Raw genomic sequence first — 8,421 nt, 5'->3', positions numbered from 1 at the left:
GGCGCGCCCCGCGGCCGCGCCCCCCCGCCCCCCCCGACCCCCCTCACCCCAACCCCCGCCGTTGCCCCCCGGCCGTGGGGCCCGGCCCCGCCCGCCCCCCCCCCCACGGCTGAGTCTGGAATCAGCGAACGTTACGTCCGATCGGCGACTGTTTCCGCCGCCGGGGGTGGTGAAAGCTGGGGGCGGGGGAAGATCCGGGCGGGACCGCCCGGCATGGGAGGGGTGACCATGGCGGGCGACGCCGGCTCGGGCGCGGCGCGGGAACTGTTGCTGGTGCTCGCGGTGGCGCTGGCCGGGCTGCTGCTCGCCGTGGTCGCGGTGTTCACGCCGTGGCACGCCACCCCGGACGGGGCCGCGCCAGCCGCTCCGGTCGAACTTCGCAGCCCGACGGAGCGGCCGGTGGCCACCGTCGGCTGACCGTCGCCGGGCCGCCCGCCCGTCGCCGGAGGGGCCGGTGCGCGGTCAGTGGGCGCGGGTCTCCCCGGCGCCGGCCGGGAAGTGTTCCGCCCCCAGCAGGTCGGCGAGGGTGGTCCGGTCGACCACCAGGGCGATCGCGCCGTGCACGGCCAGCCAGACGTCCCGCAGGCCGGTCGCCACACCCGCGTAGCCGGCCCGCTCGGCCGGCAGGCCGCGGACGGTCGTCAGGGAGCCGCCGATCGCGCGGAGCACGTCGCCGACGCTGATCTCCACGGCGGGGCGGGCCAGGGCGTACCCGCCCTCGGTGCCCCGGTGGCTCACCAGCAGACCGGCCCGGCGCAGGTCGACTAGGATGCCCTGGAGAAAGCTCAGCGGGATGCCCTGGCTGTCGGCCAGCGTCCCCGCCTTGACCAGCCCGCCGCCGCCGACCGGAGCCGCGGCGGCGACGGCGAGCATGGCCCGGAGCGCGTAGTCACTGCGCGCGGAGACGTACACGTCACTGACCCGCCTGGTCCAACACGCCCCAGCGACGCCGGATCGCCTTGTCCGCCGCCCCGAACGCGGCGTCCACCGCCAGGCCCAGCACCAGGATCACGATCATCGTGGAGATCAGCCAGGGCGAGTCGGAGAGTTCCCGCGAGTAGGTCAGCTGCGCGCCCAGCGAGGTCTGCGAGATGCCGACCACGATCAGCTCGCCGGCCATCAGGCTGCGCCAGGAGAACGCCCAGCCCTGCTTGAGACCGGCCACGATGGCCGGCAGCGCGGCGGGCGCGATGACGTACCGGTACAGGTTCAGCCCTCGGGCGCCGAGGTTGCGGCCGGCGCGCAGCAGCAGCGGCGGCACGTAGTCCACACCGGCGATCACGCCGTTGGCGATGGACGGCGCGGCGCCGAGCACCACCACGAAGAAGATGGCCTTCTCGCTCAGCTCGAACAGCAGGATCGCCAGCGGGAACCAGGCGATCGACGGCATTGTCTGCAACGCGGTGATCATCGAGCCGATCGCGGCCCGCAGGATCCGTGACCGGGCCACCGCGAGGCCGAGCAGCAGGCCGACGGCGACCGAGAACACGTAGCCGAGGGCCGCCCGGCGCAGGGTGGTGACCAGCCCCTCCCAGAGCTGGACGCCGCTGACCTGCCGGAGCAGTTCCTGACCCACGGCCACCGGGCCCGGCAACGAGTACTCGGGCTTCCAGCCGGTCCAGACCACGACCTGCCAGGCGCCGACGGCGAGGACGAGGGCGGCCAGCTTCGGCCAGGTCGCCGCCCAGAACCGGCTGGCCCGCGTGCGGCTCTTCTCCCGACCGGCCAGCTCCAGGGCGTCCAGCCCGGAGATCTCCGCGTCGGTACGCGGGACGGCGGCGAGGGTGTCACCGGCCATGACGGCCCACCTCCGTACGCAGGCGGCCGGTGACCTCGGCGGCGATCGCGGCGACCTCGGGGGAGTCGATGCGGCGCGGCCGGGGCACGTCGACCGGGGTGGACCAGATGATCCGGCCGGGCCGGCTGGAGAGCAGGATGATCCGGTCGGCGAGTCGGGCCGCCTCGCGGACGTTGTGCGTCACGAAGAGCACGGTGAGCCGCCGCTCGGTCCAGATCCGTTCCAGCTCGTCGTGCAGGATGTCCCGGGTCATCGCGTCCAGCGCGCCGAACGGCTCGTCCATCAGCAGCACCGGCGTGTCCAGGGCGAGGGTGCGGGCCAGCGCCACCCGCTGGCGCATGCCGCCGGACAGTTCGTGCGGGCGCTTGCGGCCGAAGTCGGCCAGGTGGACCGTGCCGAGCAGTTCGGCGACCCGGTCCCGCCGCGCCGCCCGGGGCAGCCCGCGCAGTTTCAGCGGCACCTCGACGTTGCCCTCGACGGTGAGCCAGGGGAAGAGGGCGGGCTCCTGGAACATCAGTCCCGGGTCGACGCCCTCGTCGAGGGTGATCCGCCCGCCGCTGGGCCGGTCGAGGCCGGCGACCAGGTTGAGCAGGGTGCTCTTGCCGCAGCCGGAGGCCCCGACCAGGCAGACGAACTCGCCGGGCGCGACGTCGAGGGAGACCCCGTCCAGGGCGACGACGGCGTTCGCACCGCGCCCGTACACCTTGGTGACGCCGTGCAGCGCGACCGAGCCGGTCGCGCTGCGTGGCGTCGTCGTGGTCGACGTCATGGTTGGACGACCTCGGGCTTGCCCTGGCCCTTGAGCACCTCGTTGAGGTGGGTGAGGTCGTAGAGGCCGTCGAGGCTGACCGGCTGGGTCAGGCCGACGGCGACGGCGTGGTCGAGCCCGGTCTTCAGCGACGTGGCGATCGGGTCGTTGATGAACTCCAGCGTCGGCCAGGCCTGCTTGATCAGCTTGAGGTCGAGCGGCTTGCCGCTGATCTTTCCGATGTGGTCGGAGATGGCCTGGTGCGTCTCGTCGGGCCTGGTGTTGACGAACTCGTTGGCCGCCACCTGGCCCTCGACCAGCTTCTTGACCACGTCCGGGTGGGCCTTGAGGAACTTGGTGCTGACGATCAGGTTGGTGATCACGAACTTCCGGTCCGGCCAGAGGTCGCGCTCGTCGACGAGCACCTTGCCGCCCGCGTTGACCAACCGGGACACGAACGGCTCGGGCACCCAGGCGCCGTCGATGGCCCCGCTGTTGAAGGTCTCCACCGTCTGGGCGTTCTCCTGCGGGACGATCTTGACGTCGCCGCCGCCCTCCTTGGTCGTGGTGAGGCCCTTCTCCTTGAGCCAGTAGCGGATGGCCACGTCCTGGGTGTTGCCCAGCTGCGGGGTCGCGATCTTCTTGCCCCGGAGCTGCTCCACCGAGGTGATCCCGGGCTTGACCACGAGCGCGACGCCGCCGGAGGCCGCGCCGGAGATGACCCGGACGGCCTCGCCCTTCGACTTCGAGAAGGCGTTCACGGTGGGGTTCGGGCCGATGTACGTGGCGTCGAGCGCGCCGGAGAAGATCGCCTCGATGGCGGCGGGGCCGGCGTTGAAGGTCTTGGTCTCCAGCTTGACGTCGCCGCCGAGCTTCTCGGCGAAGATGCCCTTCTCCACGCCGACCACCGCCGGCGCGTGGGTGATGTTGGGGAAGTAGCCGAGCCGGAGCGTCGTCGGGCCGGAGCCGCCGCCCGCGCCCTCGCTGTCGTCGCCGCAGGCGGCGGCGGTGCCCAGGGTCGCCACGCCGACGACGGCGAGGGTGGCCAGGGAGACCCACCGACGCATGGGGAGCCGTCTCATCGTCCATCCAATCCGCAGTATTCCTACTTAGTTGGTAGGAAGACTGGGGCAGGCGGTGAACTGGCGTCAAGGCCCAACCACATGCCGGGATCCGCGTCCCAGAAAAAGCGGCAATCTCTACTGATTGGGTGTGCTTTGCGGCCGGCGTTCCCGCAGCCGCCGCCGGCCGCCGGGGCGGCTGCGCACGACGCCCCGGGCGCGGGTCGGGGCGGCAGGCGGGAGGTCGCCGGTGGCGGGGGTGCCGACGCGCTAGGGTCGATCCCGTGGCGGCGCGGAGATCGAGAATTCCAGCGACGAAGTACCCGGTAGAGCGGTTCACGCTCGACAACGGCCTGCGGGTGGTGCTGACCCCCGACCGCAGCGCCCCGGTGATCGGGGTGGCGGTCGTCTACGACGTCGGCATCCGCTCCGAACCCGAGGGGCGCACCGGCTTCGCCCACCTCTTCGAGCACCTCATGTTCCAGGGCTCCGAGAACCTGGAGAAGCTGGCGCACTTCCGGCACGTGCAGGGGGCGGGCGGCACCTTCAACGGCTCGACCCACCTGGACTACACGGACTACTACGAGACCCTGCCGAGCAACGCCCTGGAGCGGGCGCTGTTCCTGGAGGCCGACCGGATGCGCGGCCCCCGGCTGACCGAGGAGAACCTGCGCAACCAGGTCGACGTGGTCAAGGAGGAGATCCGGGTCAACGTCCTCAACCGCCCGTACGGCGGCTTTCCCTGGTTGACCCTGCCACCGGTCATGTTCGACACCTTCCCGAACGCGCACGACGGCTACGGCTCCTTCGTCGACCTGGAGTCGGCCACCGTCCCCGACGCCGCCGACTTCTTCCGCCGCTACTACGCGAGCGGCAACGCGGTACTGGCGGTCAGCGGCGACATCGACGTCGCCGAGGCGACCACGCTGATCGAGCGGCACTTCGGCGACGTGCCGGCGCGTCCCGCCCCGAAACGGCCCGACTTCGCCGAGCCCGACCTGACCGAGGAGCGGCGCACCTCGTACACCGACAAGTTGGCCCCGCTGCCGGCGGTGGCCGGCGCCTGGCGGGTGCCCGACCCGATCACCGACTTCGCCGCCTACCTGCCGTACGTCGTGCTGGCCGAGGTGCTCACCGACGGCGACGCGTCCCGGCTGGTCGAGCGGCTGGTCCAGCGGGACCGGGCGGTGACCAGCCTCGGCGGCTACGTCGGCTTCATGGGCGACCCGTTCGACGTGCGGGACCCGACGGCGCTGCTGCTCCAGGCGCACCTGCCGCCCGGCGGGGACGTGGACAAGGTGCTGCGCACCGTCGACGAGGAGTTGGACCGGCTGGCCACCGACGGCGTGGCCGAGGGGGAACTGGCCCGTACCCAGGCCCGGATGGCGACCCACCTGCTGCGCGACACCGACGCGGTGCTCGGCCGGGCGTTGCAGATGGCCGTGCTGGAGCAGCAGCGTGGCGAGCCGGGGCTGCTCAACGACCTGCCCCGGCTCGTCGGCGAGGTCACCGACGAGCAGGTCCGCGCCGCCGCGGCCACCCTGCGGCCTGAGCGCCGCGCGTCCATCGAGGTCATCCCAGGAGGGGCCAAATGAGTGTGACCGCACCGGCCGCGCCCCGGGCGCTGCCGCCGCTCGGCCCGAACCGCAGGCTCAAGCTGCCGAAGCAGGCCGAGCGCACGCTGGGCAACGGGCTGACCGTGATCGCCGTACGCCGGCCGGCGGTGCCGCTGGTGGAGGTGCGGCTGTGGATGCCGTTCGGCCGTACCCACCTCGCCCGGGGCGCCATGCTCGCGCAGACCCTGCTCTCCGGCACTCAGACGATGTCCAGCGTGCAGATCGCGGCCGAGTTGCAGAAGGTCGGCGGCGGGCTCTCCGCCGGGATCGACCCGGACCGGCTGATGCTCTCCGGCGCCGGGCTGGTCACCGGGCTGGACCGGATGCTGGAGATCCTCGCCGAGGTGCTGACCGACGCGGCCTACCCGAACGACGACGTCGCCACGGAGCGGGACCGGCTGGTGGACCGGATCCACGTGGCGCGGAGCCAGCCGGCGCACCTGGCCCGCACCGCCCTGCTCCGGCGGGTCTACGGCACCCACCCGTACGCGGTGCAGACCCCCGAACCGGAGGCGGTCCGGGCCGTCCGGCCGGGAGTGCTGCGGACCCTGCACGCCCAGCGGGTGCACCCCGCCGACGCCGTGCTGGTGCTGGTCGGTGACGTGCAGCCGGACCGGGCACTGGACGCCGCCGAGAAGGCACTGTCCGGGTGGACCGGCGCCGGGCACACCGCCGACCTGCCGCCCGCCCCGCCGCTGGAGCCCGGGCCGCTGCTGCTGGTCGACCGCCCGGGGGCGGTGCAGTCCTCGCTGCGGATCGCGCTGCCGGCGGTGCCCCGCACCCACCCCGACCACGCCGCGCTGCAACTGGCCAACCTGATCTTCGGCGGCTACTTCTCCTCCCGCTGGGTGGAGAACATCCGCGAGGACAAGGGCTACACGTACGGGGGGCACTCCCTCGTGGAGCACTCGGTGGCCGGGTCGGTGCTGGTCGCCGCCGTCGACGTGGCCACCGAGGTCACCGGGCCGGCGCTGCTGGAGACGACGTACGAACTCGGCCGGCTGGCCTCCCTCCCGCCCCGCGAGGACGAGCTGGAGCAGGCCCGCCAGTACGCCCTCGGCACCCTCCAGCTCGGGATGTCCACCCAGGCCGGGCTCGCCTCGCTGACCAGCGCGTACGCCGGCAGCGGGCTGCGCCTGGAGTTCCTGGCCGAGCACGCCGCCCGGCTGGCGAAGGCGACCGTGGCCGACGTGGCCGAGGCGGCGGCCCGCTACCTCGCCCCGGCGCAGGCGGTCACCGTGGTGCTGGGCGACGCCGAACGGATCGGGCGGCAGGTGGCGGCGCTGGCCCCGGTCACCACCGAGCCGGCACGACCGTGAGCGGTGAGCCCGCGCCGCCGCTGGCCCGTTCCACCCTGGACCGGGCGGCCCACCGGCGCACCGATCCCGGGTGGCTGGCGCAGGCGTGGAGCGGGGCCCGGGTGCTGGTGCTCGACTCCGCCGACGGCGGCCGGGCGCTGGTGCGTACCGACACGTCGCCGCCGAAGCTGGTGCTCGTCGACCCGGCCGGGCTGCCCGGGCCGACGTCGCCGATGTTCCTCGGCGTCGAGCCGGACGGGGTGCCGGTCTTCGCCGTGGACGCCCCGCTGCCGGCGGTGTCCGGGGCCCGGGCGGCGCACCTGCGCGAGGTCGGGCACCTGCTCGGCGACCGCGACGCCGGGCTGTTCACCACCGCGCTGGCGCTGGTCAACTGGCACCTGCGGCACCGCTACTCGTCGGCCACCGGGCACCCGACCGAGGTGGACGAGGCCGGCTGGTCCCGGGTCGACCCGGCCGGGGAGCGGATCTGGCCGCGTACCGATCCCGCCATGATCGTGCTGGTGCATGACGGCGTCCCGGGCCTGGACGGGCGGTGCCTGCTCGGCAACAACGCCACCTGGCCGCACACCGCCGGCGAACGCCGGTTCTCCTGCCTCGCCGGCTACGTCGAGCCCGGGGAGTCGGCCGAGGCCGCGGTGCTGCGCGAGGTCCGCGAGGAGGTCGGCGTCCCGGTCGACGACATCGCGTACGCGGGCAGCCAGGCCTGGCCGTTTCCCGGCTCCCTCATGCTCGGCTTCCTCGCCACTGCGGATCCGGAGCATCCGGTGCAGGTGGATCCGACGGAGATCGCGTTCGCCCGGTGGTTCTCCCGCAGGGAGATCGGCGCGGCCCTGGCGGGACGGCCGGTGGAGGTCGGCGGGGCCCGCCTGGTGCTGCCGCCGCCGTCGTCGATCGCGCTCTTCCTGATCCACCGCTGGCTCGACGGGCACTGCTGAGCCGGTCTCCGCCGCGCACGAGCGCGCCGGTGGCCGGGGTCGTGCGGTCCCGGCCCGTGGCCGCCGTTGCCGCGACGGTCACGGACCGGGAACACGGGCCGCCGTGGTCGGCTGGGCAAAGGAGCACGGCGGGGGAGCCGGTCCGACCACGACGGACGTCTGGGTTGCGGGTCAGCTGCCTCGGTCGTCGGGTGCGGCCCGCCGTCCGCGGCCCGGCTCGTCGAGCGGGAGGACCTTGACCCGCTGCTTCCCGGAGCGGACCGCGCCGACCGTGGCGAGGGCCCGGGCCAGCAGCAGCGCGGCGTCGCGCTCCTCGGCGTGCACGATCTGGCGGCGCGGCTCGGGCGTGGTGGTCTCGTCGCGGAGTCGGTCACCGCACGCCCAGGCGGCGGCGATGTCCACGTCGGCGGCGGCGCGGATGTCGGTGCGAACGATCAGGAACCGCATGCGGGTCTCCGGATGAATCGCGAGGGTGGGGAACGGGTGGAAGTTCCACGTCACTCTGCCGTCATGTTACGCCGCGCGGTCGTCTCATCAAGTGAAACGCGACGATTGGTTCGGAGGCTCATCCGATCAGCGGATGCCTGGTCGGCGGGGTGGCAGGGCGCAGACGCGACGGGGCCGCCGGCACGCTGCCGGCGGCCCCGCGACGGTCGACGGATCAGTTCAGATCGAACTGTCCGTTCTTCGCGCCGGCGATGAAGCCCAGCCAGCCGGCCCGGTTGAACAGCAGCACCGGACCGCCCTGGTCCTTGCTGTCCCGCAGGGCCACCGCGACCGGTCCGGTCCTCAGTGGTGCGACCTCGACGCAGTTCGAGGTCTGGCTGCGCGTGCTCTTACGCCACGGGGCGTCCGCGAGCTGGGCGAGTACGGACGGCGTGTTGCGGATCTCGTTCATCGTGCCACTCCTGAGGTGAACTGCTCCGATGGAACGAGTGGCGCCG

At 73.4% G+C, this 8,421-nt stretch carries 10 protein-coding genes; 4 read left to right on the top strand and 6 right to left on the bottom strand.

Translation table 11 applies throughout. The annotated features are described in order from the left end of the window. Positions 1-228 precede the first annotated feature (228 nt). Positions 229-417, top strand: coding sequence for a hypothetical protein (locus tag ACGFNF_RS14670; protein WP_357580846.1), 189 nt, complete (start codon positions 229-231; stop codon positions 415-417). A gap of 45 nt (positions 418-462) precedes the next feature. Here ACGFNF_RS14670 and ACGFNF_RS14665 read toward each other — a convergent pair whose 3' ends face one another. From ACGFNF_RS14665 to ACGFNF_RS14650, 4 genes are read right to left on the bottom strand one after another with little or no spacing between them, the layout of a single operon-like run. Beyond that, positions 463-912, bottom strand: coding sequence for an RrF2 family transcriptional regulator (locus ACGFNF_RS14665; protein WP_393168160.1), 450 nt, complete (start codon positions 910-912; stop codon positions 463-465). A 1-nt stretch (position 913) separates the two neighbouring features. Further along, positions 914-1,798 carry an ABC transporter permease gene (locus tag ACGFNF_RS14660; RefSeq protein ID WP_151456617.1) on the bottom strand — a complete coding sequence of 295 codons (885 nt, stop codon included), beginning with the start codon at positions 1,796-1,798 and terminating at the stop codon, positions 914-916. Then, a complete protein-coding gene (locus ACGFNF_RS14655; RefSeq protein WP_357580839.1) occupies positions 1,788-2,567 on the bottom strand; it encodes an ABC transporter ATP-binding protein in 780 nt (259 codons plus the stop codon). The genes ACGFNF_RS14660 and ACGFNF_RS14655 overlap by 11 nt, the downstream gene beginning before the upstream one ends. Then, the gene (locus ACGFNF_RS14650) at positions 2,564-3,628 is read right to left on the bottom strand and encodes an ABC transporter substrate-binding protein (RefSeq protein WP_393168157.1); all 1,065 of its coding nucleotides are present in this window, start codon (positions 3,626-3,628) and stop codon (positions 2,564-2,566) included. Before ACGFNF_RS14650 ends, ACGFNF_RS14655 begins: the two co-directional genes overlap by 4 nt. A 263-nt stretch (positions 3,629-3,891) precedes the next feature. Here ACGFNF_RS14650 and ACGFNF_RS14645 point away from each other — a divergent pair, with 263 nt between their 5' ends. Genes ACGFNF_RS14645 through nudC form a run of 3 tightly spaced genes read left to right on the top strand, consistent with a single transcriptional unit; the run spans position 3,892 to position 7,477 of the window. Then, positions 3,892-5,202 (top strand): M16 family metallopeptidase, encoded by a 1,311-nt coding sequence (locus tag ACGFNF_RS14645; RefSeq protein WP_393168155.1) that lies wholly within the window; start codon positions 3,892-3,894, stop codon positions 5,200-5,202. Next, positions 5,199-6,542, top strand: a complete 1,344-nt coding sequence (locus tag ACGFNF_RS14640; protein ID WP_393168153.1) for a M16 family metallopeptidase — start codon at positions 5,199-5,201, stop codon at positions 6,540-6,542. Before ACGFNF_RS14645 ends, ACGFNF_RS14640 begins: the two co-directional genes overlap by 4 nt. Beyond that, positions 6,539-7,477 (top strand): NAD(+) diphosphatase, encoded by a 939-nt coding sequence (nudC, locus tag ACGFNF_RS14635; protein ID WP_393168151.1) that lies wholly within the window; start codon positions 6,539-6,541, stop codon positions 7,475-7,477. Before ACGFNF_RS14640 ends, nudC begins: the two co-directional genes overlap by 4 nt. 171 nt (positions 7,478-7,648) lie before the next feature. Here nudC and ACGFNF_RS14630 read toward each other — a convergent pair whose 3' ends face one another. Both ACGFNF_RS14630 and ACGFNF_RS14625 read right to left on the bottom strand, forming a co-directional pair. After that, on the bottom strand, positions 7,649-7,924 hold the full coding sequence (locus ACGFNF_RS14630; RefSeq protein WP_132231358.1) for a hypothetical protein: 276 nt from the start codon (positions 7,922-7,924) through the stop codon (positions 7,649-7,651). A gap of 214 nt (positions 7,925-8,138) precedes the next feature. Continuing rightward, positions 8,139-8,375, bottom strand: a complete 237-nt coding sequence (locus ACGFNF_RS14625) for a DUF397 domain-containing protein (RefSeq protein WP_132231069.1) — start codon at positions 8,373-8,375, stop codon at positions 8,139-8,141. Positions 8,376-8,421 lie beyond the last annotated feature (46 nt).

Origin of the sequence: Micromonospora sp. NPDC048868, assembly GCF_043198195.1 — a bacterium.
GTDB classification, from domain to species: domain Bacteria; phylum Actinomycetota; class Actinomycetes; order Mycobacteriales; family Micromonosporaceae; genus Micromonospora; species Micromonospora reichwaldensis.
Note: the sequence above shows the minus strand (reverse complement) of the source record. Positions and strands in the feature narration are given on the sequence as shown.

Excerpts from the sequence above, each read along its gene's own strand:
- ACGFNF_RS14660 (WP_151456617.1), bottom strand. The coding sequence starts at position 1,798 with ATGGCCGGTGACACCCTCGCCGCCGTCCCGCGTACCGACGCGGAGATC.
- ACGFNF_RS14655 (WP_357580839.1), bottom strand. The coding sequence starts at position 2,567 with ATGACGTCGACCACGACGACGCCACGCAGCGCGACCGGCTCGGTCGCG.
- ACGFNF_RS14650 (WP_393168157.1), bottom strand. The coding sequence starts at position 3,628 with ATGAGACGGCTCCCCATGCGTCGGTGGGTCTCCCTGGCCACCCTCGCC.
- ACGFNF_RS14640 (WP_393168153.1), top strand. The coding sequence starts at position 5,199 with ATGAGTGTGACCGCACCGGCCGCGCCCCGGGCGCTGCCGCCGCTCGGC.
- ACGFNF_RS14630 (WP_132231358.1), bottom strand. The coding sequence starts at position 7,924 with ATGCGGTTCCTGATCGTTCGCACCGACATCCGCGCCGCCGCCGACGTG.
- ACGFNF_RS14670 (WP_357580846.1), top strand. The coding sequence starts at position 229 with ATGGCGGGCGACGCCGGCTCGGGCGCGGCGCGGGAACTGTTGCTGGTG.
- ACGFNF_RS14625 (WP_132231069.1), bottom strand. The coding sequence starts at position 8,375 with ATGAACGAGATCCGCAACACGCCGTCCGTACTCGCCCAGCTCGCGGAC.